Annotated in this window: 19 protein-coding genes; 9 read left to right on the top strand and 10 right to left on the bottom strand. The window is 64.4% G+C overall.

The window, feature by feature from the left end:
• Positions 1-143: 143 nt before the first annotated feature.
• Together IPF49_02120 and IPF49_02115 are read left to right on the top strand one after the other, a co-directional pair.
• Complete coding sequence (locus IPF49_02120) at positions 144-1,814, top strand: glutamine--tRNA ligase/YqeY domain fusion protein (GenBank protein ID MBK6286441.1); 1,671 nt, start codon at positions 144-146, stop codon at positions 1,812-1,814.
• 1 nt (position 1,815) lies between these two features.
• On the top strand, positions 1,816-3,210 hold the full coding sequence (locus IPF49_02115; GenBank protein MBK6286440.1) for a cysteine--tRNA ligase: 1,395 nt from the start codon (positions 1,816-1,818) through the stop codon (positions 3,208-3,210).
• Positions 3,211-3,213: 3 nt separating this feature from the next.
• On the opposite strand, the gene feoB is transcribed toward IPF49_02115, so the two are convergent.
• Both feoB and IPF49_02105 read right to left on the bottom strand, forming a co-directional pair.
• On the bottom strand, positions 3,214-5,538 hold the full coding sequence (feoB, locus tag IPF49_02110) for a Fe(2+) transporter permease subunit FeoB (protein ID MBK6286439.1): 2,325 nt from the start codon (positions 5,536-5,538) through the stop codon (positions 3,214-3,216).
• Entirely contained in the window at positions 5,535-5,777 is a 243-nt protein-coding gene (locus IPF49_02105) for a ferrous iron transport protein A (GenBank protein MBK6286438.1), read from the bottom strand. Before IPF49_02105 ends, feoB begins: the two co-directional genes overlap by 4 nt.
• A 195-nt stretch (positions 5,778-5,972) precedes the next feature.
• Here IPF49_02105 and mnmH point away from each other — a divergent pair, with 195 nt between their 5' ends.
• Positions 5,973-7,088 carry a tRNA 2-selenouridine(34) synthase MnmH gene (gene mnmH, locus IPF49_02100; GenBank protein ID MBK6286437.1) on the top strand — a complete coding sequence of 372 codons (1,116 nt, stop codon included), beginning with the start codon at positions 5,973-5,975 and terminating at the stop codon, positions 7,086-7,088.
• Here mnmH and selD read toward each other — a convergent pair.
• The 4 genes from selD to IPF49_02080 are packed head-to-tail and all read right to left on the bottom strand — an operon-like array spanning position 7,060 to position 12,425.
• The gene (selD, locus tag IPF49_02095; GenBank protein ID MBK6286436.1) at positions 7,060-9,267 is read right to left on the bottom strand and encodes a selenide, water dikinase SelD; all 2,208 of its coding nucleotides are present in this window, start codon (positions 9,265-9,267) and stop codon (positions 7,060-7,062) included. The genes mnmH and selD overlap by 29 nt on opposite strands.
• Positions 9,264-9,731: a winged helix-turn-helix transcriptional regulator gene (locus tag IPF49_02090; protein MBK6286435.1), complete on the bottom strand. Its 468-nt coding sequence runs from the start codon at positions 9,729-9,731 to the stop codon at positions 9,264-9,266. The genes selD and IPF49_02090 overlap by 4 nt, the downstream gene beginning before the upstream one ends.
• Complete coding sequence (locus IPF49_02085; protein MBK6286434.1) at positions 9,724-11,271, bottom strand: DHA2 family efflux MFS transporter permease subunit; 1,548 nt, start codon at positions 11,269-11,271, stop codon at positions 9,724-9,726. The genes IPF49_02090 and IPF49_02085 overlap by 8 nt, the downstream gene beginning before the upstream one ends.
• On the bottom strand, positions 11,271-12,425 hold the full coding sequence (locus IPF49_02080; GenBank protein ID MBK6286433.1) for an HlyD family efflux transporter periplasmic adaptor subunit: 1,155 nt from the start codon (positions 12,423-12,425) through the stop codon (positions 11,271-11,273). Before IPF49_02080 ends, IPF49_02085 begins: the two co-directional genes overlap by 1 nt.
• Positions 12,426-12,585: 160 nt before the next feature.
• On the opposite strand from IPF49_02080, the gene IPF49_02075 reads away from it, so the two are divergent.
• The 3 genes from IPF49_02075 to IPF49_02065 all read left to right on the top strand — a co-directional run bounded on the left by IPF49_02075 (position 12,586) and on the right by IPF49_02065 (position 15,826).
• Entirely contained in the window at positions 12,586-13,809 is a 1,224-nt protein-coding gene (locus IPF49_02075; protein ID MBK6286432.1) for a sterol desaturase family protein, read from the top strand.
• Between the two features lie 126 nt (positions 13,810-13,935).
• Complete coding sequence (locus tag IPF49_02070; GenBank protein MBK6286431.1) at positions 13,936-15,192, top strand: HD-GYP domain-containing protein; 1,257 nt, start codon at positions 13,936-13,938, stop codon at positions 15,190-15,192.
• 7 nt (positions 15,193-15,199) lie between these two features.
• Positions 15,200-15,826 (top strand): class I SAM-dependent methyltransferase, encoded by a 627-nt coding sequence (locus tag IPF49_02065; GenBank protein MBK6286430.1) that lies wholly within the window; start codon positions 15,200-15,202, stop codon positions 15,824-15,826.
• Here IPF49_02065 and IPF49_02060 read toward each other — a convergent pair.
• Positions 15,789-16,118, bottom strand: a complete 330-nt coding sequence (locus tag IPF49_02060) for a hypothetical protein (protein ID MBK6286429.1) — start codon at positions 16,116-16,118, stop codon at positions 15,789-15,791. The two genes, IPF49_02065 and IPF49_02060, sit on opposite strands and share 38 nt — an antisense overlap.
• A 195-nt stretch (positions 16,119-16,313) precedes the next feature.
• Positions 16,314-17,654, bottom strand: a complete 1,341-nt coding sequence (locus tag IPF49_02055; protein MBK6286428.1) for a GTPase — start codon at positions 17,652-17,654, stop codon at positions 16,314-16,316.
• Here IPF49_02055 and uvrA point away from each other — a divergent pair.
• Genes uvrA through IPF49_02040 form a run of 3 tightly spaced genes read left to right on the top strand, consistent with a single transcriptional unit; the run spans position 17,653 to position 24,212 of the window.
• Complete coding sequence (uvrA, locus tag IPF49_02050) at positions 17,653-23,349, top strand: excinuclease ABC subunit UvrA (protein ID MBK6286427.1); 5,697 nt, start codon at positions 17,653-17,655, stop codon at positions 23,347-23,349. The genes IPF49_02055 and uvrA overlap by 2 nt on opposite strands.
• A complete protein-coding gene (locus IPF49_02045; GenBank protein MBK6286426.1) occupies positions 23,346-23,687 on the top strand; it encodes a hypothetical protein in 342 nt (113 codons plus the stop codon). Before uvrA ends, IPF49_02045 begins: the two co-directional genes overlap by 4 nt.
• Positions 23,688-23,696: 9 nt before the next feature.
• Positions 23,697-24,212, top strand: a complete 516-nt coding sequence (locus IPF49_02040) for a DNA-deoxyinosine glycosylase (GenBank protein ID MBK6286425.1) — start codon at positions 23,697-23,699, stop codon at positions 24,210-24,212.
• Positions 24,213-24,302: 90 nt separating this feature from the next.
• Here IPF49_02040 and IPF49_02035 read toward each other — a convergent pair whose 3' ends face one another.
• Positions 24,303-24,722 (bottom strand): HIT family protein, encoded by a 420-nt coding sequence (locus tag IPF49_02035; GenBank protein MBK6286424.1) that lies wholly within the window; start codon positions 24,720-24,722, stop codon positions 24,303-24,305.
• 30 nt (positions 24,723-24,752) lie between these two features.
• Positions 24,753-25,763, bottom strand: a complete 1,011-nt coding sequence (locus IPF49_02030; protein MBK6286423.1) for a DUF2235 domain-containing protein — start codon at positions 25,761-25,763, stop codon at positions 24,753-24,755.
• Positions 25,764-25,844 lie beyond the last annotated feature (81 nt).

The raw sequence follows: 25,844 nt of genomic DNA, 5'->3' as shown, positions 1-25,844 counted from the left end.
AGGCACCTCGGGATGCGCGGACAGCGGCTCCGGTTCAGGCCCGATACGCGTGAAAATTGCGCCTGCCGCCCCGGCGCGCTCGGTTTATCGTGCAGTGGCGCATCGCTATAATCGCCGGCTCGATCCAGACACCGGCCCCCGCGATGACCGATTCCGCAAAACCATCCCACTTTCTGCGCACCATCATTCGCGAGGACATTGCAAGCAAGCGTGTCGCGGCGGTCGCAACCCGCTTTCCACCCGAGCCCAACGGTTATCTTCACATCGGTCATGCAAAGTCGATCTGTGTGAACTTCGGTCTCGCCGCCGAGTTCGGTGGCACCTGCAACCTGCGCTTCGATGACACCAATCCGTCCACCGAGGAACTCGAGTACGTCGATTCGATCACCGAGGATGTACGCTGGCTCGGCTTCGAATGGAACGGCGCAGTGCGTTTTGCCAGCGATTATTTTCCGATGCTGTATGCCTGGGCGCAGCACCTGGTGCGCGCGGGCCTGGCCTATGTATGCGAACTTGGACCCGAGGAAATGCGCAGTTATCGCGGCACCCTGACCGAGCCCGGCCGCAACAGCCCGTTCCGCGACCGGGGCAGTGACGAAAGCCTGGCGTTGCTCGAACGGATGCGGAGCGGCGAGATCGGGGAAGGGCGGATGACCTTGCGTGCGCGCATCGACATGAGCTCGCCGAACCTGAACATGCGTGATCCGGTGCTCTACCGGGTAAAGCATGCGTGGCATCACCGCACCGGCGGTGACTGGCACATCTTTCCGTCCTATGACTTCGCGCATGGCCAGGAAGATGCGATAGAACATATCTCGCATTCGATCTGCACCCTGGAATTCGAGGATCATCGTCCGCTCTATGACTGGTTCATCGAGCATCTGCCGGTGCCGAGTCGTCCGCGTCAATATGAATTCGGGCGCCTGAATCTCAGCTACACGGTCACCAGCAAGCGCAAGTTGCGCCAGCTGGTCGAGGAAAAGCATGTCGAGGGCTGGGACGATCCGCGCATGCCGACGATTTCCGGCTTGCGCCGACGCGGGGTACGCCCGCAGGCGATACGCGACTTTGTCGAGCGTACCGGGGTCAGCCGTTCCGACGGCATCGTGGACCTGGCGACTCTGGAATTCTGCATTCGCGACGATCTCGACAAGAATGCGCCGCGGGCGATGTGCGTGCTGCGGCCGTTGAAGATCACCCTGAGCAACTATCCCGGGCAGGACAGCGAAGCGCTGCGGGTGCCCGCGCACCCCTCGCGCAACGAACTCGGGCAGCGGGTGTTGCCTTTCTGCCGCGAGCTGTACATCGACCGCGAGGATTTCCGGGTCGCGGCGGAAAAGGATTTCAAGCGCCTGGTGCTGGGTGCCGAGGTGCGTTTGCGCAACGCCTACGTGATCCGCGCCGACGAGGTGCTGCGCGATGCCGATGGCAACATCAGCGAGCTGCTTTGCACCTACGATCCGCAAACCCTCGGCAACAACCCGGCGGACGGGCGCAAGGTCAAGGGTGTGATCCACTGGGTGTCGGCGCGCGATGCGCTCGATTGCGAAGTGCGTCTCTACGATCGACTGTTCCGCGATGCCGCGCCGGATGCCGGCGCGAGCGGTTTCCTCGACAATCTGAATCAGCACAGTCTCGAGATCCTCACCGGCTGCAAGGCCGAGCCGGGCCTCGCGGCGGCGACGACGGAGGATCATTTCCAGTTCGAGCGTGAAGGCTATTTCTGCCGGGATCCGCGTGCGGGAACCAAAGCCGCGATGGTGTTCAACCGCACCATCAGCCTGCGCGATTCATGGGCCGACAGGAGCAAGTGAGATGGGATTGCGCATCTACAATACCCTGAGCCGCCGCATCGAGGACTTCCGCCCGCTGGTACCGGGACGCATCGGCATGTACGTGTGTGGCATCACGGTCTACGACTACTGTCACCTCGGGCACGCACGCCTGCTGGTCGGATTCGACGTGATCGCGCGTTATCTGCGCTTTCGCGGCTGGCAGCTCGACTACGTGCGCAACATCACCGATATCGATGACAAGATACTGCGCCGCGCGAGCGAGAACGGCGAGGCCTTCGATGTGCTGAGCGCGCGCTTCATCGAGGCGATGCACGAGGACGAGCGTGCCCTCGGCAACATCCCGCCCGATCGCGAACCGCGTGCGACCGCGCATATCGGGGAAATCATCGCGATCACCGCACGCCTGGTCGAGCGCGGCTTTGCCTATCGCGCCGCCAATGGCGATGTGTACTACCGGGTGATGCGCTTTCCCGGCTACGGAAAACTGTCGGGCAAGGTGCCGGACGAGCTGATTGCCGGTGCGCGGGTCGAGATCGGCGAGGACAAGGAGGACCCGCGCGATTTCGTGTTGTGGAAGGCGGCGCGCGCGGGCGAGGCGAGCTGGCCGTCGCCCTGGGGCGCGGGGCGCCCGGGCTGGCATATCGAGTGTTCGGCGATGGCGATGAATTGTCTCGGCGAAACCCTGGATATCCACGGTGGCGGACCCGATCTGGTATTCCCGCACCACGAGAACGAGATTGCGCAGTCCGAGGCGGCGACAGGAAAGTGCTTTGCCAATTACTGGATGCATGTCGGGGCGTTGCGTATCGACAACGAGAAGATGTCGAAATCGCTCGGCAATTTTTTCACGATCCGCGAGGTACTCGCACGCTTCCGTCCGGAGGTGGTGCGCTACCTGCTGATCGCGAGCCATTACCGCAGTCCGATCAATTATTCGCAGCAGAGCCTGCAGGGTGCGCAGGCGGCGCTGGAGCGCTTCTACGCGGCATTGCGTGATTTCGGCGATGTCGAGCCCTCCGACCGGAGCACCCTTGAATCGAGCGATTACGCCGCGCGCTTTTGCGCGGCAATGGACGAGGATTTCAATACCCCCGAGGCGCTGGCGGTGATGTACGAGCTGGTTCGTGAACTGAACAGCGCGGCGCGCGACGGCCTTGCGCGGGCGCGCAGCCTTGCCGCCGATCTCAAGGGGTTTGGCGCGGTGTTCGGGATACTGGCGGAAGATCCGCGGCTGTTTCGCCGCGGTGGCGGGGCCGATACGGAGGATGACGCGATCGATGAACTGGTGCAGCAACGCAACACGGCCAAGAAAGCCGGAGATTTCGCCCGCGCCGACGCGATTCGCGCGCAGCTCGGTGAGCGTGGCATCGTGATCGAGGACACCCGCGAGGGATCGGTCTGGCGACGCGGCTGAAAATCAGAGGTTGACGACCGGGATCAGTGTTCCGCTCGCGGCGCGCCGGCGTCCGAGGTGCATCAGCCACAGATAGCAACCGCTCAGCAGCAGCGCGCAGAAAACGAGCCACAGGCCCGCTGCAAGCGGATCGCTCGCAATGCGTCCACCCTGATAGCAGGCCACCGCCAGCGTATAGGCAATCACGGTATTCCAGGTCGCGGAGAAAAACGCCCAGAAGCCGCCGAGTTCCTTGTAGATGGCACCGAGTGTCGCGACACAGGGCATGTACAGCAGCACGAACAGGATGTAGCTGAACGCGCCGAGCGGTCCGTCGAACAATTGTGCCATCAGGCCGAGCGTGCCCACGTGCACCTGCTGGTCTGCCGCCGCGATGTCGCGGTCATCGAGATTGCCGAGCGACAGGCCGAGCGGATCAGCGAGGCGCTCGCCGAGCTCTCCCAGGTTTGTTCCGACTGAATCGATGGCTTCACTCAACATTGCCCCGATATTCGCCGCTCCGGTGCTCGAGCCCGGTTCGCGCGCCATGTTGGTGTACAGTGCGTCGAGAGTGCCGACCACCACTTCCTTGGCAAAGACGCCGCTGAAGATGCCGACCGTGGCTGGCCAGTTTTCCTCGGTGATGCCGATCGGTGCGAACAGCGGCGTGATCGCCTTGCCCACGGCCGAGAGCATCGAGCGCTCGGTATTCTGGTTGCCGTAGCTCCCGTCGGTGCCGATCGAGTTCACGAAATTGAGCACCAGCACCACCAGCACGATGGCCTTGCCGGCGCGCATCACGAAGCCCTTCAGCCGGTGCCAGGTATGGAGCATCAGGCTGCGCAGTGTGGGGACGTGATACGCCGGCAGTTCGAGCAGAAACGGTGACAGGTCGCGGTTGAGCAAGCCGCGACGGATCAGCAAGCCGGTGATTATGGCGAGAGCGATGCCGATCAGGTACAGAGCGAACACCACATTCTGGCCGTTGCGGGGAAATATCGCTGCAGCGAAGAGGGCATAGACCGTCAGCCGTGCACCGCAGGACATGAACGGCGCCATCATCGAGGTCAGCAGGCGGTCCTGGTGGGTGTCGAGGCTGCGCGTTGCCATCACCGCCGGCACGTTGCAGCCGAAACCCACGATCAGTGGCACGAAGGACTTTCCCGGCAGTCCGACGGCGCGCATCAGGCGGTCGAGGATGAACGCAGCGCGCGCCATGTAGCCCGAGTCTTCCAGAAAACTCTGGAACAGGAACAGCGTGGCGATCACCGGTATGAAGCTGCACACCAGCTGTACGCCACCGCCCACGCCGTCGGCAATTGCCGTGACCAGCCAGGCGGGCAGTCCGACCGCCTCGAGCAGGCGACGCGGCACTTCGACGAACAGCGCGCCGGCCGTGATATTGAAAAAATCGGTGAACGCACCGCCCACGTTGATCGTGAGCATGAACATCAGGTACATGACACCGAGAAACAGCGGAAACGCCAGCCAGCGGTCGAGCAGCACGCGGTCGAGCCAGTCGGTGAGGTTGAAGCGGTGGCCCGGATCGCGGTGCACTGCCTGTGCGGTGAGGTCACCGATCGCACGGTAGCGTGCCGCGATCAGGGCATCGCCGGCGCTCGCTCCAAGCTGGGTTTCGAGTTCGCCCACGATCGTCAGCGCCGCGGCACGCTCGGATTCGCCGAGTCGCGCCAGCACCGCGGCATCGCGCTCGAGCAATGCGGCGGCCAGCAGGCGGCCATTTGGCCCGGCATTGCTCGTGTCGAGCGCGGCCTGAACGCGCAGCAGCGCGCTTTCGATCGGGGCGTCGAGAGGCTGTCGCGCCGGCGCCGGCTGGCGGCCCAGCAGCTGGCTGCCGACCACGTCCATCAGCGCGCCGATGCCGTCACCACGGCTCGCGACCAGCGGCACCACCGGGCAGCCCAGACCCTCGGCGAGCCGGTAGGGATCGACGTGGATGCCCTGACCGTGAGCCACATCCATCATGTTCAGTGCAACCACCACCGGGATGCTGGCATCGAAAATCTGCGAACTGAGGTAGAGGCCGCGCTCCACGCTCGAGGCATCAATGATGTTGATGATCAGATCCGCTTCCCGAGACAGCACATAGCCCTGGGCGATCTGCTGGTCCAGTGAGTCCTCGCCGGGCGAGACGTGCAGCGAAAAGGTGCCGGGCAGGTCGACCACGTCATAGTGCGCGCCGGCATGCACGAATCGTCCGGTCTTGCGCTCGACCGTGACGCCGGGCCAGTTGCCGACCGCCTGGTGGGTGCCGGTCAGGCGATTGAACAGCGTGGTCTTGCCGCAGTTGGGGTTGCCTACCAGGGCGATCGTGTACGGGCGGTTCACAGCCTCAAGACCCTCAGTTGGGCTGCTTCCGCGCGGCGCAGGCTGAGCCGGAAGCCGCGCAGGCTGATTTCGACCGGATCACCGAGCGGTGCACGGCGCTCGACCAGGAACTCGGTACCGGGGGTGAGACCCATGCTGAGCAACCGGTTGCGGTAGTATTCGGGCATTGCACCAAAGCCAAGCACCGCGGCCCGGTCACCGCGTTCCAACGTCGCGAAGCTGGTTTCTGGTTGTTTCATGGATTGAGTTTAATCGTAAATGAGAATTGTTTGCAACAAGCTCAATGGAGCGCCGTGCTACCTCTCCGCAGTACCGTGTTGCGGGGTCGAATCAACCCCAAGCTGCGCACCACGCACATTGTCAATGCCAAGAGTGCAGCGTAGCATCGCCGGCGCCGGTTGGACTACCCGCCAACTGGCGGAGCAGTGACCTGGATGGAGCCATTGAATATTGCCGCCGAGGAATTCGACGCCCTGTTGCTGGCGAGTACTCCGTTCATCGATGTGCGTTCCGAAATCGAGTTTGCGCACGGCTCGATACCCGGTGCCGTGAATCTGCCGATCCTCGATACCCGCGAACGCGAACAGATCGGACTCTGCTACAAGACGCGCGGGCAGCAGGCGGCGATCGAGCTTGGACACGAGTTGGTCAGCGGGGCGTTGAAGGTGCAGCGCATCGAGCGCTGGTGCGCATTTGCCCGCACCTATCCCGATGCCATCCTCTACTGCTGGCGCGGTGGCTTGCGCTCGCGGCTGGCGACCCAATGGATGGCCGCGGCCGGGCACCCGGTTCCCCTGGTCGAGGGGGGATTCAAGGCCTTGCGCCGGCGATTGCTTGCCGAACTTGCTGCACCTTCGCCCCGGGAGCCCCTCTACGTGATTGGCGGGCGCACCGGCTCGGCCAAGACCGATCTGGTGAATTCGCTGCCGGGCGGAGTGGATCTCGAGGGTTTTGCGCGCCACCGGGGCTCCAGCTTCGGGCGCCGCGCCGACGCACCTCCGGCTCAGATCGATTTCGAGAACGCGCTGGCGCTGGCGCTGCTGCGCCAGCGTCATGCGCGGCCCGGCGCGCCATTGTTTCTCGAGGACGAAAGCCGCCAGATCGGGGCGATGTCGATTCCCCTCGATCTGTACCAGGCGATGCGGACAGCGCCATTGGTGATCGTGGAAATGCCGTTGGATTTTCGTATCGGGCAGATCCTGCGCGATTACATCGGTGCGGACATGGCAGTTTACCGGCAGCGCGATCCGCAGGGCGGCTTCGCGCGCTTCGGCGAGCAGTTGCTGGCGAGCCTGGGACGTATCGCGCGCCGTCTCGGTGACGAGCGTTTTCGCGTGGCGCGGCAGCTCATGCAGGAGGCGCTCGACCAGCAATCATGCGGTGGCGATGACGCCGCGCACCGTGCCTGGATCGAATTGCTGCTGCGCGAATATTACGATCCGATGTACGAGTACCAGCTGCAGAAATCGAGTGCGCGGGTGGTGTGTCGGGGCGAATATGACGCGGTGCGCGAGTGGTGTCTCAACACAGCGCGACACGCCCCGCGCTGATCTGCGGATCGCAGGCCGCGATGATTGCCGCATCCGGATAGCCAGCCCCCTGCAGCGCCGCCACGCAGCGTTCGGCCTGCTCCGCGGGCACCGCGGCGAGCAGGCCGCCAGCGGTCTGCGGGTCGAGCAGCAGGTCGGTGTCCTTTGACGACTCGATCCGCTCGGTCAGCGAGTCGAGGTATATGCGGTTGGCGTGATGCAGGGAACTGCGGTAGCCGCGCGCAAGACACTGGTGGGCGCCGGGCAGCACCGGAATCGCCGCCGGTCGCAGGTGGGCGCCGATCTCCGATGCACGCAACATCTCCTGCAGATGCCCGAGCACGCCGAAACCGGTCACGTCGGTGCAGGCGGCGACGCCATGTGCGCGCAATATCTCGAGCGCAACCCGCGGTGAAAGCAGCATGTTGGCGATAGCCTGTTCGATCCAGCGTCCTTCGGTGGCTGCTGCCTGGTTGGCGGCGAGCAGTGTGCCGGTGCCGATGGCCTTGGTCAGGATCAGGGCGTGCCCGCTGCGCAGCGCCGATTTGAGCAACAGCTGCTGCGGCATCGCGTAGCCGTTGACGCTGAGACCGAAGGCGAGCTCGGCGCCCTCGTTGCTGTGCCCGCCGAGCAGCGTGACCTGCTCGTGCTCGAGCGTGCGCAGCGCACCCTGCATCAGCTGATGCAGGCTCTGCTCCATCACTGCGGGCACGGCCCACGGAATGGTTGCGATCGCCAATGCCGAATGCGGGCGCGCACCCATGGCGTAGAGATCGCCGAGGCAATGCAGCGCGGCAATCCGTCCGAGCAGGTAGGGGTCGTCGATGAAAGCGCGAAAATAATCGACGCTCTGTACCAGTTGCTGCCCCGCGGGCGGCAGCAGCACTGCCGCGTCCTCGGCGCTTGCCAGGCCGTGCACGATGCCCTCGCGCCGCAGCGTGTGCACATCCGCAAGCACGCGGCCCAGCATTTCGCTGCCGACTTTCGCCGCGCAGCCGCCGCAACGCATTGCCGGTTCTTCGCCCCGCGGCGTGGGTGCGGCGGGTTGCGGGCGGTAACGGGTCATGAAGGCACGATCGATATGGTTCTTCCATCGCCACACCCAGCGTCCCGCCGCAAACAGCCGGCCACGCGATGCCACCGCGTGCCGCTCGCCGGTGGTGAGGAGACTGAGGAAGCCTGTTTGCGGGCGATACACGCGCAGCGGCTTTCCCAGCACCGCGCGGCGCAGGTTCCCGGCCAGGATCATGCCGGCGCGTACTGCATAAACACCGCTTTTTGCCACTGGCAGCGGCAGCGCGGCAATGTCTCCGACGGCAAACAGGCGCGGCTCGTTGACGCTGCGCAACGACTGGTCCACGCGAATGAAGCCTTCCTGGTCGCAGGCGATTCCCGAGTCGCGGGGCCAGCTGGCGGCGCCGGCATGGATTGCCCAGATAATCAGGTCCGCGGCGATGCGTGCCCCGTCCCCGAGCACCAGGCCGCGGTCGTCGGCCTCGATCACCCGGTGCGCGCAGTGCACCTTGATGCCGGCGGCAGCGAGCCGCTTGTCGAAGAAGGCGCGCACCCGCGCGTTGTGCGATTCGAGCAGCCGTGGCGCGGCGCAGACCAGATCACATGACACGAGCGCGGCGTTTGCGCCAGGCAAGGTGCGCAGTCGATGCATGCATGCCAAAGCCACTTCGATGCCGGCCGCTCCGCCGCCGACGATCGCGATGCGACAGGCGCGTGGTTGATGCGCCAGTTCCCCCGTCACGGCATGCCAGTGGGCGAGAAAGCGATCGATGGGCTTGACCGCGATGCCGTGCTCGCCAGCGCCGGGAATCGTGTGCAGCGCGGGGCGCGAGCCGATATTGACCGACACCCAGTCATAACGCAGCGCGGGTCGATCCTCTAGCAGCACCTGCTGTCGCTCGCGGTCGATGCCGATGACCGTGCCTTGAATCAGGCTTGCACCATTGGCCTGGCACAGCGCGCGCAGATCGATATGGCAGTCGTCGAATTCGTAGTGGCCGGCAATCAGCCCGGGCAGCATGCCGGAGTAGGGGGTATGCACGTCGCGGCTCAGCACGGTCACTCTCAGCCCGGGCAGCGGGTGCATGCCGAAATGGCGGATCACCGCCACATGGCTGTGACCGCCGCCGATCAGCAGCAGTTCATGGCGGATGGGCTCGATGGTGCCTGCATGGAGATGATTCATCGCGCGCCGTGTGTCCTTGCCCTGCGGTCGTTACTCAGGCGTTTCAGCAGGGGTGTCGCCACCCTGGCCAGCAACCGTTTCAGATCGCGCCGCTCGGTGTCGTCCAGGTGCGCGGTCAGGCGGTCAATGGTATCGAGTGCCGCCTGCTCGAGCACCATGCGCTGGCGTCTCCCGCGTGGTCTCAGGAAGGCCCGTACCACGCGCCGATCACGCGGGTCGGCGACGCGGCGTATATAACCATCGGTCTCGAGTCGCGCCAGCGCGCGCGCTGCCCCCGCCTTGTCTGCGCCCACCGTGTCGGCCAGTGCCTGCTGGGTGCGTCCGTCCTCGATATACAGCGCAAAGAGGTAAGCATAGCGCCCCGGGCCGAGACCGTGGGGTGCGAGTTCGCGATCGAGGTGCTTGAGCATGTGGCGGTACAGCGCCGCAATATGGCGTGCTTCGTGGTCGCCGAGATCAATCATGTGGCACTGGTGTCGTGGTGCTCGAGGCAAGACGGCCCGAAAGCAGCCAGCAACCTGCCCCGACCAGCAGCACCGCGCCGGCGCAAACGTAGAACAGGTCCTGTTGCCCGAGCGTGCGCGCCTGGCGGGTGATTATCGATTCGAGTGCGGCCAGCGCGGCTTGCGGATCCTGCAAGGTGTTGGTCATCGAGTCGAAGATGGCGCGGCGCTCCGGTGTGTCGCGCGATACCTCCTCGACCAGCCGGGCGCGATGGAATATGGAGCGCTCGTCCCACAGGGTAACCGCGGCGGCAGTTCCCAGGCTCGAGAGCAGCATGCGTGAAAAATTGAACAAACCGGTGGCAGTGTTGATCTTGTCCGGCGGCAAGCCAGTCAGGGCATTCATCATCAGTGGCATCCATACCAGGGGCATGCCCATGCCGATCGTGAAACGTGCCAAAGCCAGGTATGAGGAGGGGGCATCGGTGGTGGTGTGCGCATGAAGCAACATCGAACCGGTGATGCCGATACAGCCGATCGTGACCAGAGGGCGCGGATCGGCAGTTCGGACGTATTGTCCGACAAAGGGCATCGCGATCAGCGGCACGATACTGGTGGGCGACATCACGATACCCGACCAGCGCGCCGAGTAGCCGAGCACGGTCTGTATCCAGATCGGATAGACCACCGCCACGACCACGAAAACCGCGTAAAACACCGAGATCAGCGCGGTTCCGGTAACGAAGTTCGTATAGCGGAACAAGGACAGGTCCACGATCGGGTGCGGCGCATCACGCTCCCAGACGATGAACAGGAAAAAAAACATCACCGATACCGTCAGCATCACGCTGATCTGCGGCGAGGCGAACCAGTCGAGTTCATGACCGCGATCCAGTACCAGCTGGAAGCAGATCACTCCGGTGGCCAGCAGGAACAGACCGACCAGATCGACCGGCTCGCGTACCCGCTCCGATTCGTGCGCGGACATCAATGTCCAGCACAGGTATGCGGAAAACAGCCCGAATGGAACATTGACGTAAAAAATCCAGGGCCAACCCCACACATCGGTGATGTATCCGCCGAGCAACGGTCCTGCCACCGGTGCGATCGCCGTGCTGACGGCCCATATGCCGAGAGCCGTGCCGTGTTTTTCCGGCGGATAGATCCGCAACAGCAGGGATTGGGACAGCGGCAGCAGCAGACCCCCGGCGAAACCCTGAAGCGCACGGAAGAAAAGCAGCAGGTTGAAGGTGTTGGCGGAAGCGCACAGCCATGAGGTCAGCGTGAACAGCAGTACCGCGCAAAGAAAGGTGCGAACCAGCCCGTAGCGGCGCGATATCCACCCCGACAACGGCAATACCACGGCCAGGCAGACTCCGTAGGAGGTAACAACCCAGCTCGCCTGTGATGGAGTGGCAGCGAGATTGCCGGCAATGGTGGGCAGTGCAACCACCGCTATGGTGGTGTCGAGTACGTTCATGAACGCCGCGACCGAGACCGCGGCGGTGGCGCCGGCGAGGGCCAGCCCGTGCAGCGGTGTTGCCCGGGTGGGCTCGTCCATCAGGGTGCCGCCCCACCTGCGGTGCGCTCGATGATCACAGCGATCATGCGCTCGGCCGCATCGGTCGGGTAATCGAACACATCGGTTTGTGCCACCGGCGCAGTCGGCGGCTGCAATGCAACACGCGGGCCGCTGCGCTCGTGGGTGTCGATGCTGACGTTCAGCGATGCGCCGAAGGGCAGCGGATAGTCGGGGTCGTGATCCTGCGTCAGCGCGATGCGCACCGGTACGCGCTGCACGATCTTGATCCAGTTGCCGGTGGCGTTCTGCGCCGGAAGCAGCGAGAACACCGCACCGGTGCCGGTGCCGATGCTCTCCACTTCGCCGCTCAGACGGTATTCATCGCCATAGAGGTCGGAGCGTATGTCGACCGGCTGTCCCGGACGCACATTGCGCAGCTGGCTTTCCTTGAAATTGGCTTCGACCCAGGCATGGTGACGTTCGGCAATGCTGAACAACGGTGTTCCGGCTTCCACCCGCTGTCCGAGCTGTACCCGCCGACGCGCGACCTCCCCATCCACCGGGGCAACGATATGGGTCTTCTGCCAGGCGCGAAATGCGGGTCGCAGGCGGGCCGCGGCGGCCATGACCAGGGGTTGGGTCTCGATGGCCCCGGTTCCGGCGCGAATGTTTGTCTCGCTCAGGACCTGGCGGGCGGTATCGAGTTCGCCGGCAGTCTCCTCGGCGCGCGTGCGTGCGGTATCGAGTTCCTCGTCCGAAAGCATCTTGCGCCGGTGCAGATTCTCGCGTCGCTGGAATTCCTCCTGCGCCAGGCGCTTGGTCACTTCGCGCAGCGCGAGTTCCGCCCGGGCCCGCGCCACCTGGGCACGCAAGGCCACGACTTCCTGGACCGCGAGCGCCAATTCCTGCTGGCGCAACTGCAATTCCTGCAGGGCATCGCCATCGCCGAGACGGAGCAACTCGCTGCCAGTGGCGACGACATCGTTTTCCTCCGTGCTGATACTGACCACCGTGCCTTCGACCTGCGCGCTCACCACCACGAGATTCCCCGTGACATAGGCGTTGTCTGTGGTTTCGCGCCACTGACCCACGGTCCAGTACCACAACCCGGCCGCGACGCCCGCCAGCGCGAACACCAGGAACATCAGTATCAGGGTGACGCGGCGACGCGTTGGAGAGGTGGTCTGGTTCATCGTTCACCGGAGCATTGAGCGGACGCGCGGATGATAGGGCCGGTTTCGTTGACGTATCAACCAATTTCGTGAATTCGCCCGTATCGGGGCGGTCTTGGAGGCGCGCGATCCGGGCCGGCGCATTAGAATGGGTGCAGACGCATCCGCTCGCGAGCCGAACATGGATCTGGTTCCCTACGCCGTGCCGTTTTTCCTGCTGTTGATCGGCATCGAGTATGTGTGGGGGCGTCTCCACGGCAGCGATACCTATCGCCTGAATGACAGCGTGAACAGCCTGAGTCTCGGCGTCCTCAGCACCGCGATCAAGATCGTCGGACTCAATTTCGGTGGCGCGGTGTTCAGCTGGGTCGAGCAACACCTGGCGCTCACTCGCCTCGACATGCACTCCGCGTGGAACTGGATCTTCGCCCTGCTGCTCTACGATCTGTGCTACTACTGGTTTCATCGCATCAGTCACGAGCGCACGCTGTTCTGGGCATCGCATGTCGCGCACCACCAGAGCGAGGAATACAATCTCACCACGGCGCTGCGCCAGACCAGCACCGGGTTTCTGGTGAGCTGGTTGTTCTACATTCCGTGCTTCATCGCGGGAGTGCCCGCGACGATGTTCGTGACCGTCGCCTCGGTGCATCTGATCTACCAGTTCTGGATTCATACCCGCCACATACCCAAGCTCGGCGTGCTCGAGTGGTTCCTGATCACCGCATCCAATCACCGCGTGCATCACGCGCAGAATGCCAGATATGTCGACAAGAATTATGGTGGTCTGCTGATCGTGTGGGATCGCCTGTTCGGCACATTCGAGGAAGAACGCGCCGACGAGCCACCGGTCTACGGCATACTGGGTCCGCTGCGCAGCTGGAATCCGCTGTGGGCCAACCTGCATGTTTATGTGCAGATGCTCCGTGATGCGTGGTACACGCATGCTGTTGCCGACAAGCTGCGCGTGCTCGGCGCGCGCACCGGATGGCGACCGGCGGACGTGGCGCAGCGCTTCCCGCTGGCGAAGGGGCGGCTCGAGGATTTTCGTCGCTACGATCCGCCGCTGACGCGCCCGGTCGCGGCCTACACGCTGGCGCAATTCGTGTTCCTGCTGGGTTATGCATTGTGGATGGAGCAACGGGCCCCGGCGCAGGGGTTGATGCTGCGACTGGCGCTGTTCGGCTACCTGTTGCTCGGGCTGATCGCGCTCGGCGCCTTGATGCAGTGCGCGATGACAGGGCGACGCTGGGAACAGCTGCGTCTTGCACTGACCGCGGGTGCGGTGGCCTTGCTGTATCTGACACAAAGCTCACCCGTTTGGGTGAATTCGCTGATGATTGCCTATGTGCTTGCATCGCTGGTCGTGATGCGACGCATGGTGCCGGTTGCCGAAAGCATTTGAGTTTGCGCCCGGAAGCGAGCTGTTGGCGCTGTAATTGCCATTTGCCGGCACCAGACTTGGATTCGTTGCGATCCATCATCTATAGTGCTGACAGTTACTGATTTTCGAGTACTGTCGATAATTCGCATGTCCAAAGTAACCGTATCAAGACCGGGATATTTTCGAGGCGCCTCGGATCGGGTACAGGTTCCGGTCGCAGCGCTCAGGGTTGGCATGCGGGTGCTGGAACTGGATCGTCCCTGGACCGAGACACCGTTCCTGTTCCAGGGTTTCAGGATCGAGACGCTGCAGCAGATCGAGGAAATATCCAGGTACTGTGCCCACGTCGTGGTTGAATACGATGTCGATCTGTGGATAAAGCCCACGGAGCGGGCGGTATTGGGCAAGTCCGTGCGTCGTCGCCCGAGCTCCGATTCGCCGCCTCCCCTGCGTCAGAACTACGAGAGCGCCAGCCGTCTCCAGAACGACGCGCGCGCGCTGACGCGCAACATGATGGACGATGTGCGTCTCGGTCGTGCGATAAACATCGAGGAAGTCAAGGCCACGGTCTCGAACGCGGTGAAGACGATCATCGATAGTCCGGATGCGATGATCTGGCTGTCGCGCATCCGTACCAAGAGCGAATACACCGCCGAGCATTGTGTGAACGTCGGGTTGCTGTCGATCAATTTCGGACGGCACCTGGGCTATGGCGAGGACGACCTCAGGCATATCGGCCTGGCCGGTATGCTCCACGATGTCGGAAAATCGCTGACCCCGGTTGAGGTGCTGCACAAGGAAGGCGCGCTGAACCAGGAGGAGTTCGAGTTGATGCGTGCCCACACGACCGATGGGCGCAATATCCTGATGGCGCATCGCGATGCGCCGTACGGATCGGTCGATGTCGCCTATGCCCACCACGAGTCACTCGATGGCACCGGCTATCCGCGCAAGCTCAAAGCCGCGGGCATCTCGGACATGACGCGTATCGTCACGATCTGTGATGTCTACGATGCGATCACCTCGGACCGCTGCTATCGCAGGGGACAGCCGTCATTGCGCGCGCTGGACGTGCTGAACCGCGAGAGTGGCAAGAAGTTCGATGCGCGACTGGTGGAGGAGTTCGTGCGCTGCATGGGACTCTATCCGACCGGCAGCGTGGTGGAACTGAAGAACGGCTGTCACGGCATCGTGACCACTACCAATCACCGCAATCGGCATTTGCCGCGGGTGCTGCTGATTCGTGACGAAGCGCACCAGCCATGCGCGGAGCGTATCCTCGATCTCGGCAAGCTTTCCGGGCAGGAAGGCATGGAGGGTTGGCTGATCAAGACCGTGGTGCCGAACGGTGTGCACGGGATACGCGTCGAGGAATACGTCAGACGCGGTCTTCACCTGCAGTAGCTCCACATTGAGTTTTTACCACGACCATCTGTTGCCTCATTTGCTCGATCTTGCGTGCGGCACCTCGCCGATTGCCCGGCAACGGGCCAAGATCGTGCCGCTCGCGAGCGGGCGGGTGCTGGAGGTGGGCATGGGCTCGGGTCACAACCTGTCGTTCTACGATCCTGCGCGGGTTGAGTTCGTGTGGGGCCTGGAGCCAAGCCATGCGATGCGGGCGCGCGCCGAGAGCAGGCTTGCGCGCTCGCCGGTCGAGGTTCATTGGCTGGACCTTCCGGGCGAGCGCATCCCGCTCGCGGATCACAGCGTCGATACCATCGTGCTGACTTATACCCTGTGCACGATTCCCGATATCGGTGCCGCACTGGCGCAGATGAGGCGGGTTCTGAAACCCGATGGGCGCCTGTTGTTCTGCGAGCACGGTGCGGCTCCCGATGCCGCGGTGCGTCGTTGGCAGGATCGGGTCAACAGGCCGTGGCGGTGCGTATTCGGCGGCTGCAATCTCAACCGCGATGTGCCGCTGCTGCTGACCGAGGGCGGCTTTGGTATCACCGGCATCGATACGATGTATTTGCCCGGTACGCCGCGCTTTGCCGGGTTCAATTGCTGGGGTGAGGCACGGCCTGCGGCGGATTGATCGGCTGGGTGCCGGCCTTGCGGTAACCGGCGGTCATCGCGGCATTGATTTCGGCGGGTGTGTGTCCCTTGGCGGCGCATTGCTCCATCGTACTGTACATCCTGCCGGTAGGGAGCTTGCAGCGGTTGTCGTTGCGGCTGAACTCCTTGGTGCATTCCGCCCAGGTCTGGGTTCGTTTGGCGAGTTCGGTGAGACAGCTCGGTTTGAACAGTGCCATCGCCGTGGCTTGCAGCGGCAACAGCAGCAAGGCGAAACAGCCGGCGCATACACTCTGGCGGAGAAAGCTAATCATCCGGAACGGCCTGTGCCATGAATCCCCGTTGATTATAGACGAAGCCCGGAGGCGGGTCGGCGAATCCTCGCCCGACCCGGTGCGGGTGCCCCCAGAGCTTGCCGAATTCGCGATCCAGATCGAAACGGCGCGAGGTGACGTAGGCCTCGATGCCCTGGATGCGGCGCTCGATCCGCGCCAGCCGCTCGCGCCCTGTCAGCCGGGCAGCAGTCCGCGCTCGCGCAGGAAATCCCTGAGCAAGCCGCCCAGCCCCGGCTGTTCCAGCTCCGCGTACTCGTAACGCGCCCGTAGCACGGGCTTGCGCACCTTCAGCAATGACGCGAGGTCGATCGGCGTGCCGCTCACCACGAACTCGGCGTCGCAACGCTCGATCGTCGCGCCAAGTTCCTGCAACTGGGCATCGTAGTAGCCAAGCGCCGGCAATACCGATCCGATGTGCGGGTAGCGCTCGTAGACTGCCTGCAGTTCGGGACCGGCCCATGGACGCGGGTCGATCACGATCGCACCGGCGCTGATCGCGGCACGCCAGCCGGCCCCGTGGGGCATGCCGCCATGGGTTATGGTCGGCCCGTCCTCGACCACCAGCACGCGGTGGCCGCGCAAGCGGTGCGCCTGCTCGAGCGTGACCGGAGAGGCGCCGCGAACGATCGTTGCCGCGGGGTTCATGCGGAGCACGCTGTCGTTGAGCTGCGCAAGCTGTGCGGCGTTCGCGGTATCGGCCTTGGCGATCAATGTGATGTCGGCCATGCGCAGCACCGCCTCGCCGGGATGATAAGTCCGTTCGTGACCGGCACGCATCGGATCGAGCAGCACGATGTGCAGGTCGGGCCGCAGGAACGGGAAATCGTTGTTGCCGCCATCCCATACGATGACCGCGCATTCCCGCTGGGCAAGGGCAAGTATCGCGGCATAATCGACACCCGCGTAGACGATGGCACCGCGCTCGATATGGGGCTCGTACTCCTCGCGCTCCTCGATAGTGCAATGCGCCAGATCGAGATCCGCGCGGGTGGCGAAGCGCTGCACCCGTTGTGCCTCGAGATCACCGTAGGGCATCGGGTGGCGGATCACCGCGCAGCCGAGGCCGAGTTCCCCGAGCTGCCCGACCAGCCAGCGCGCCACCTGCGATTTGCCGCAACCGGTGCGCACCGCGGATACCGCCAGCACCGGTCGCTGGGCGTGGAGCATCGTGTTGCGCGGTCCGAGAAAGGTGAAATTCGCACCGCTCGCCAGCACCCGGGAGGCGGCGTGCATGGTATCGAGATGACTGATGTCGCTGTAGGAAAAGACCACTTCATCGATGGCGCGTTCGCAGATCAGTTGCTCGAGAAACTGCTCGTCGATGATGGCGATCCCTTCGGGGTAGAGCGGTCCTGCCAGCGATGCCGGGAAGCGGCGCGAGGCGATACCGGGGATCTGCGCCGCGGTAAACGCCACTACCTCGACCTGCGGTTCATCGCGAAATACGCACAGGAAATTATGAAAGTCGCGGCCCGCCGCGCCCATGATCGCGACACGCTTCTTTCCTGGCGCCATGTTCGTTCCCCGCTTTCCAGGCAGCCTGCAACATAAGGCCTGCAACGCGCGGCTTGAAGCACGGACCGGACAATCGTTGATTCCGGTCAATTTTGCCCTGCTGTGGGGCCGTGTTGCATTGCCGGGTAGCGCTCGGCAAGATGCCTGCCAATCGCGTGCCGGCACCCTGCGGGCACCGGACAGCGGATGGATCAGCGTGGAAGACAGCATCGTCATCGAGGGCGCGCGGCAGAACAACCTGAAGAACCTCACCCTGCGTCTGCCGCTCGGCGAGTTACTGGTGGTGACAGGCGTCAGCGGCTCGGGCAAGTCCTCGCTGGCTTTCGACACCATTTACGCGGAAGGTCAGCGCCGCTATGTCGAGACCTTCTCGCCCTATGCGCGGCAGTTTCTCGAGCGCATGGACAAGCCCCAGGTCGACGCGATACGCGGCATTCCGCCGGCGATCGCGATCGACCAGACCAACCCGGTGCGCACCTCGCGCTCGACAGTCGGCACCATGACCGAGCTCAACGATTATCTGAAGCTGTTGTTCGCGCGGGCCGCGCACCTTCACTGCCGCCGGTGCGATCAGCTGGTGAAGCGCGACAGCGCCGACAGCGTGGCGGAGACGCTGATGCGCGAGGCAGGCTCGGAGCCGGTTGCGCTGATCAGCTTTGCCGTGGAGCTGCTGCCCGGGATGAGCGCGGAGGAGCTCACGCAGCTGTTGCAGGCGCAGGGTTATACCAGGGTCAGCGTCCTTGGCGATGCGCTGATGGTGATCCAGGACCGCTTGCGGCTGCGGGAGGCAAACCGCTCGCGCCTCGGCGAGAGTCTCGAGACCGCGTTCCGGCTGGGGCGGGGCAAGCTGACGGTACAATTGCAGGACGGAGATGATGCGGCGCGCGAGTTGCGCTTCTCCAGCGGATTGCACTGCGCCGGGTGCGATATCGCCTACCAGGAACCCACGCCAAACACGTTTTCCTTCAATTCTCCGATCGGCGCCTGCGAGACCTGCCGTGGATTCGGGCGCACCATCGGTATCGATTACCGCCTGGTGATACCGGATCCGGCACGCACCCTGCGCGAGGGCGCGGTCAAGCCCTGGCAGACCGAGAGTTTCAGCGAATGCCAGCACGACCTGGAGCGTTATGCGCGCCAGCGCAGGATCAGGCTCGATGTGCCCTGGCAGGATATGAGCCCGGAGCAGCGCGCATGGGTGATCGAGGGCGAAGGCGAGATCGACACCGGTGTCTGGTACGGGGTGCGACGCTTCTTCGCCTGGCTCGAATCGAAGAGTTACCGGATGCATATCCGGGTGCTGTTGGCGAAATACCGCAGCTACGATAGGTGCAGCGACTGCCACGGTGCGCGGCTCAAGCCCGATGCGTTGCTGTGGCGCCTGGAGAGCGCGGCCGATGACGCCGGAACCGGGCGGAATTTCCCCGCGCTTGGTGCCCTGCCGATCGAGCGGGTGGAAGCATTTTTTGCCGCCATCCGCTTGCCCGCGGGGTTCGACGAAGCCAGCTCGATGGTGCTGACCGAGATCCGTTCGCGGCTGCGTTTCCTGGTCGAGGTAGGGGTCGGGTACCTGGCGCTGGATCGCCAGTCGCGCACGCTGAGCGGTGGCGAGGTGCAGCGGATCAACCTGACCACGGCGCTCGGCACCTCGCTGGTGAATACCCTGTTCGTGCTCGACGAGCCGAGCATCGGATTGCATCCGCGTGACGTGTCGAAGGTGGTGTCGGTGCTGCGCCGTCTGCGTGATGCCGGGAATTCGCTGCTGGTGGTCGAGCACGACCCGCAGCTGATGCTGGCCGCCGACCGGATTCTCGATATGGGCCCCGGCCCGGGGCATGCCGGCGGGGAGCTGGTGTTTTTCGGCGAGGCCTCCGCGATCCACGATGCGCCGGGCTCGTTGACCGCCGCCTGGCTGCGGGGCGAGCGCCGTATCGCACGCGTGCCGCGACCACCCGACGAGGATGGCGCAGCGCTGGAACTGCACGGTGTCAGCGAACACAATCTCAAGGCCATCGATGTACGCATTCCGCTCCGGCAACTGGTGTGCGTGACCGGGATCAGCGGCTCCGGCAAATCGACACTGGTCGGCGATGTGCTGGTCAACGCGGCGCGCCAGGCGCTCGGCAAACCCGGTGATGCCCCCGGGCGCCATGATGTGCTGCGCGGCATGGAGTACTTGACGGATGTGGTGCTGGTGGACCAGGCGCCGATCGGCAAGAGCGCGCGCTCCAACCCGGCCAGCTACGTCGGTGCCTGGGGTGCGATACGCCAGCTGTTCTGTGCCGCGCCGCTGGCACGCGAGCGCGGCTACACCCCGGGAACCTTCAGCTTCAATGCCGGGGATGGCCGCTGTCCGGTCTGCAACGGCAGTGGTTTCGAACACGTCGAGATGCAATTCCTGAGCGATGTGTACCTGCGTTGTCCGGAGTGTGACGGGCGGCGCTTTCGTGCCGAAGTGCTGGAGGTCAGACTCGCGAACGGCCACTCGATTGCCGAAGTGCTGGAACTCACCGTTGCCCAGGCGATCGCGTGTTTCGCGGCGGAGCACGCGGTGCTGGCCGGGCTCGCGCCGCTGGCGCAGGTCGGTCTCGATTATCTCGCGCTGGGGCAACCCGTGCCGACACTCAGCGGCGGCGAGGCCCAGCGGCTGAAGCTCGCCGGGCATCTCGCCAAATCGAATGCCAGCCGCGCCGGGCACACTCTGCTGGTGTTCGACGAACCGACCACGGGCCTGCATTTCGAGGATATATCGCGGCTGCTCGGGGCCTTCGACACCCTGCTCGATTCGGGTCACTCGCTGCTGGTGATCGAGCACAACCTCGACGTGATCGACTGTGCGGACTGGTTGATCGATCTCGGCCCCGAGGGCGGTGAGGCGGGTGGCGAGCTGGTGTTCTGCGGTACCCCGGATGCCATCGTGCGTGAACCGGGCAGTCACACGGGCGTGGCGCTGAAGACCTATCGCCGTGATCGCGGCAAGCGCATGAGGGTAATGGACAGACCGCAAAAGCGGGCGGCTGTGCGCAACTGCATCGATATTCATCGTGCGCGCGAACACAATCTGAAAGACCTGGATCTCTCCATTCCGCGCGATGCGTTCACGGTGATCACCGGCATCAGCGGCAGCGGCAAGAGCACCGTGGCGTTCGATATCCTGTTCGCGGAAGGACAGCGTCGCTATCTCGAATCGCTGAATGCCTATGCGCGCCAGTTCGTGCAACCGGCGGCACGCCCCGATGTCGATTCCATCCGCGGCATCCCGCCGGCGGTTGCGGTGGAGCAGCGCACCAGTCGCGGCGGACGCAAGAGCACGGTCTCGACCATGACCGAGATCCATCATTTTCTGCGCCTGTTGTTCGTGAAGCTCGGGGTGCAATATTGTCCGGATTGCACGATCCCGATCGATGCGCAGCCGGTGGAGGTCATCCACGAGCGCTTGATGCGCGACTTTCGCGGCACCCGCGTGCAGTTGCTGGCACCCCTGATCATGGCGCGCAAGGGTTATTACACCGAGCTGGCGAAATGGGCCGCGAGGCAGGGACACGAGCGGTTGCGGGTCGACGGCGAGATGCTGCCGGTCGAGCCGTGGCCGCGACTCGATCGCTACCGCGAACACACGATCGAGCTGCCGCTGGCAACGATCGATGTGCGGGCGCGTTCGGCGGGCGTGCTGCGCGAGGCGCTGGCGGTGGCGCTCGCGGCCGGCAATGGCATGGTCACCGCGCTCGGCATCGAGGGGCGCGCGCAGGGCGTGCAGCACGGCTATTCCACGCGGCGCGCCTGCCCGCGTTGCCAGCGAAGCTTTGCCGAGCTCGATCCGCGGCTGTTCTCCTATAATTCGGTGCATGGCTGGTGCGGCGGCTGCTTTGGCACCGGTCTGCGCATGGAGGGTTTCGATGCCGGGCAGAGCGGTGAAGAGCAGTTGTGGAATGCCTGGTGGCAGGGGAACGAGAGTGAATGCCCGCAATGCGCGGGACAGCGCCTGAAGCCGGAGGCACTGGCGGTGCGGTTGTGGGATCGCGGCATCGCCGATTTCAGTACGTTGACGGTGCTCGAGGCCGAGCAGTGCTTCGGGACTCTCAAGCTCGCCGGGCGCGAACGCGAGATCGCCCGTGACATCCTGCCCGAACTGTGCGCGCGGCTCGGCTTCCTGCGCGAAGTCGGTCTCGGCTATCTCGGCCTGCAGCGCTCGGCGCCGAGCCTGAGCGGTGGCGAGGCGCAACGCATCCGCCTCGCCGCGCAACTCGGCTCCAATCTGCGCGGGGCGTGCTACATCCTCGACGAACCCACCATCGGCCTGCACCCGAGAGACAACCGCATGCTGCTCGATACGCTCGAGCGGCTGCGCGCCAAGGGCAATACCGTGGTGGTGGTCGAGCATGACGAGGACACCATCCGGCGCGCGGATTTCCTGGTCGATCTGGGCCCGGGTGCCGGTCGCCTCGGTGGCGAAGTGGTCGCCTGCGGCAGTGTTGCGCAGGTGTTGCGCAACCCGCAGTCGGTTACCGCGCGTTGCCTGCGCGATCCGCTGCCGCATCCCATGCGCGGTGTCCGGCGCGCGGTGCCCGCCGATGGTGCGATGCTCACGGTGCGCGGCGCGAAGCTGCATAACCTGCGCGGGCTGGATGTTTCGATTCCGCTGGCGCGGCTGGTGTGCCTGAGCGGGGTGAGCGGCAGCGGCAAGAGCACGCTGATGCGCGAGGTGCTGGAGCCGAATCTGCGCGAACGGATCGCCGGGCGCGCGCAGCGCAAGAAGCACCGCACGCAATGGATGGCATGCACCGGCATCGAGGGCTGGGAAACCATCACCCGGGTGCTGGAAGTCGATCAGACACCGATCGGCAAGACGCCCCGGTCGTGCCCCGCAACCTATGTCGGGATCTGGGATGCGATTCGCAAGCTCTATGCCGCGACGCCCGAGGGACGTCTGCGCGGATTCGGCGCCGGACGGTTTTCCTTCAACACGGCGGGCGGGCGCTGCGAGGGCTGCGAAGGGCAGGGCATGCAGCGCATCGAGATGAGCTTCCTGCCCGATGTAAGCGTGGTGTGCGAGCAGTGTGGTGGCGCGCGTTTCGATGAGGAGACGCTGAAAGTGTGCTATCGCGGGAAACGCATCAGCGATGTACTGGCGATGAGTGTCAGCGATGCCGCTGAATTCTTTGTTTCGCACGCCGCGATACAGCGCCCGCTGCAACTGCTGATCGATGTCGGCCTGGGCTATCTGCGGCTCGGGCAGCCCAGTCCCACCCTGAGCGGCGGCGAGGCACAACGCATCAAGCTGGTCACCGAACTGGCTCGGGTCAAGAGCGACGGGAGCATGCGTGGTGGCGGGCAATCTCTCTACCTGCTCGATGAACCGACCGTGGGTCTGCACATGGCGGATGTGGAAAAGCTGCTCGAAGTGCTGCATCGACTGGTCGATGGGGGATCGACGGTACTGGTGATCGAGCACAATCTCGATGTGCTCGCCGAGGCCGACTGGGTGATCGACCTGGGGCCGGAAGGAGGGGATGCCGGCGGGCGGGTGGTTGCCGAGGGAACGCCCGAGCGTCTGGCACGCCGGAGCCGGAGTTCGCATACCGGTGCCGCGCTGTCACCGTTTCTGGGTTCGCGTAGCGCAGCGCAGCGGCAAACGGCAAATACACCTGGCGCGGGTGGCAAACCGCCCGGAGTCAAAATCAGGAGGGCGCGATGACAGAACGAGCCGAACCCCTGAGCGAACGCTGGCGCGAGGAGTTGGTGGCGCGTCTGCGCGCCATTCTCGGGCAGCTGAAAAATGGTGACGACGCGCCCCCCGCGCAACGCTTCAAGGCCGAAGGATTTGCCGAGGCCGGGTTGGCGCTTGGTCTGGCGGATGCGGCCGGGCTTGCCGAGTTGCTGGACCAGGTGTACGTGGAATTTCACGGCGCGCGCGTCGCCGAGCTGTTTCCGTTTCGCGCCGCGCGCTGCATCGAGACCGAATCGTGCCGGTTCAGGCTGCCACTGCTGATGCGGCGTGCGCCGGTGTACCCGGGAAGCACGGATGCGGCATAGGGCCCGGGCGTGTTGTTGACGGGGCTGGCACCGATCGCCGGGCAGGGTGCGCGCATCCTGATCCTGGGCTCTATGCCAGGTGCGGCATCGCTCGCGCAACAGAGCTATTACGCGCATCCGGCCAATGCGTTCTGGTCCCTGCTCGGGGAGGTTCTGGACTGCGAGTTTCCATCCGGGATGCCGGCACGGGCAAGGCTGCTGATCCGCCGGCGAATTGCGTTGTGGGATGTGGTGCACCGCTGCCGGCGCAGCGGCAGCCTCGACAGCGCGATCGAACGCGCATCAGTGGAACCGAACGATCTGCCGCGGCTGTTGCAGCAATATCCTTCGATCGGGCAGGTGTTTTTCAATGGTGCCGCGGCGGAAGCGCTTTACCGGCGCATTCTTCGGGTACACGTTGACGCGGCTCGCCCCGGGCTTTGTTACCAGCGATTGCCTTCCAGCAGCCCGGCCAATGCGTCATGGACGCGGGCACGCAAGTTGGCGGCGTGGCGTGCGATTGGCATCGCGCTAGACAGCGCCTGATGCAATTGGGAGGCACGCGACGACGCGGGTGCCATCACGTGTTTTAGGCCATATCGGTGTCTGCGGGGGTGAGTTCATGACCAGTCCGGGCTAGAAATCCGCTTCGCTGTGCCCGTGGGCACGCAGCGCGGCGCGAATCCTGGTCGCTTCATCGGCCAGGCGCGGCGCATCCGCCGAGCGTGCCCTGGCGAACGACAGATCGCCCAGATCATCGATCGGTACCAGGTGCAGATGGGTGTGCGCTACTTCCAGGCCCGCGATCATCATGCCGATGCGCCGGCACGGAAACACGTCTTTCAACGCGCGTGCGATACGTTGCGACACCACCATCAGATGCGCGGCCAGGGCTTCCGGCAAATCGTCCCAATGATCGATCTCGGCTCGCGGAATGACCATGAGGTGGCCCTCGCGCACCGGCTGGATGGTCATGAATGCGACCGCCTGTTCATCCTTCCAGACAAAATGTCCGGGGAATTCGCCGTCGATGATACGGGTGAAAATGCTTGGCATGAGGGTCCTCTCCTGCTTGTCAGGTGGGTTTCAGAGTGGCAGACGGATCTGCTCGTCGCGCTCCAGGTACTGTACGAGATTGCGCGGTCGATAGCGCTTGTCACGCAAATAACGCTGTTCGGCGCTGCTGTGCAGGGTCTCGTCGGCATTGCCGGTGCCGATCGGGCGGTCCGCGGTTCCGAACAGGCGCATCGCCGGGGATATTGCGGAGTGCACCACTGCCTCGCGACGCTGCGCGCTGATCCGCTCGATCAGCTCGTGGTCCACGGCCAGGCCCGATTGCCGCGCCTGCTCCGCCATCCAGCGCAGACTGGGATGCGAGAGCCCCGCCTCGTGATGCCCGCCGCCGATATCGAGGTGCGAGCCGCTGAACCAGGCCTGCTCCGTGCGGGTCCGGTCGCTGCGGGTGTTCCACAGTGTGGGCGCAAAGGGCTTGCGTCGCTCGTCGATCGCCAGTGCGTGACAGGCATGCTCGACGATGCGGCTGAGCGTGGTGTCGTGGAAGTTGTAGCGATCGGCATCGAAGCCCGCGAACAGATCGAGCGGGATGCCGAGCGCGCCAACCGTATCCCAGACGCCGAGAAAGCGCACCCGGACCGCGCGCGAGTGAGCTTCGCGGAATCGCAGCGCGTTGTCGGCATCGGCGTGCCACTTGGTGCGGTAGACATGATAGGCCCGGGGAACAAGTGCCTCGTGCTCCTTGCGCAGCAGCCAGGCATTGCGCAGCATCCCGACCAGGCTGCGCACGAGGTACGCGCCGCGGCTGAAACCGAACAGGAACAACTCGTCTCCCTTGCTGTAGTTGTGAACCAGGAAGCGGTACAGGCACTGGATATCGCGGTTGATGCCATCGCCGAGCGCCCCCGCGCCGAGGCCTTGCAGGGCGGCGCCATTGCCCTGACCCTCATGGTAGAACGTGATTTGTTCGATTCCCTCGGCGGATCGCGCCAGGATTGCGCGCGCGAGCTGCACCACATTGCCGCTGCGTGCGCCGTCGCCACCGAGCCAGGTTCCGTCACACAGGAGTACAAGTCGCTTCATGATTGCGCCACGAGCAGGGTGCCGAGTCCGGTTACAGTTTAACGAACCCGTCCGCAGTTGAGTAAACTGCATTTCCGATCG

The organism is Gammaproteobacteria bacterium, assembly GCA_016705365.1.
In the GTDB taxonomy this organism is placed as follows: Bacteria; Pseudomonadota; Gammaproteobacteria; order Pseudomonadales; family UBA5518; genus UBA5518.
This window is presented reverse-complemented; position numbering and strand designations above follow the sequence as displayed.

Coding starts and splice junctions, on each gene's coding strand:
- IPF49_02070 (MBK6286431.1), top strand. CDS start 13,936: ATGTCCAAAGTAACCGTATCAAGACCGGGATATTTTCGAGGCGCCTCG.
- IPF49_02105 (MBK6286438.1), bottom strand. CDS start 5,777: ATGAAACAACCAGAAACCAGCTTCGCGACGTTGGAACGCGGTGACCGG.
- IPF49_02120 (MBK6286441.1), top strand. CDS start 144: ATGACCGATTCCGCAAAACCATCCCACTTTCTGCGCACCATCATTCGC.
- IPF49_02060 (MBK6286429.1), bottom strand. CDS start 16,118: ATGATTAGCTTTCTCCGCCAGAGTGTATGCGCCGGCTGTTTCGCCTTG.
- IPF49_02055 (MBK6286428.1), bottom strand. CDS start 17,654: ATGGCGCCAGGAAAGAAGCGTGTCGCGATCATGGGCGCGGCGGGCCGC.
- mnmH (MBK6286437.1), top strand. CDS start 5,973: ATGGAGCCATTGAATATTGCCGCCGAGGAATTCGACGCCCTGTTGCTG.
- IPF49_02090 (MBK6286435.1), bottom strand. CDS start 9,731: ATGATTGATCTCGGCGACCACGAAGCACGCCATATTGCGGCGCTGTAC.
- IPF49_02085 (MBK6286434.1), bottom strand. CDS start 11,271: ATGGACGAGCCCACCCGGGCAACACCGCTGCACGGGCTGGCCCTCGCC.
- IPF49_02075 (MBK6286432.1), top strand. CDS start 12,586: ATGGATCTGGTTCCCTACGCCGTGCCGTTTTTCCTGCTGTTGATCGGC.
- selD (MBK6286436.1), bottom strand. CDS start 9,267: ATGAATCATCTCCATGCAGGCACCATCGAGCCCATCCGCCATGAACTG.
- IPF49_02035 (MBK6286424.1), bottom strand. CDS start 24,722: ATGCCAAGCATTTTCACCCGTATCATCGACGGCGAATTCCCCGGACAT.
- uvrA (MBK6286427.1), top strand. CDS start 17,653: ATGTTCGTTCCCCGCTTTCCAGGCAGCCTGCAACATAAGGCCTGCAAC.
- IPF49_02080 (MBK6286433.1), bottom strand. CDS start 12,425: ATGAACCAGACCACCTCTCCAACGCGTCGCCGCGTCACCCTGATACTG.
- IPF49_02115 (MBK6286440.1), top strand. CDS start 1,816: ATGGGATTGCGCATCTACAATACCCTGAGCCGCCGCATCGAGGACTTC.
- IPF49_02045 (MBK6286426.1), top strand. CDS start 23,346: ATGACAGAACGAGCCGAACCCCTGAGCGAACGCTGGCGCGAGGAGTTG.
- IPF49_02030 (MBK6286423.1), bottom strand. CDS start 25,763: ATGAAGCGACTTGTACTCCTGTGTGACGGAACCTGGCTCGGTGGCGAC.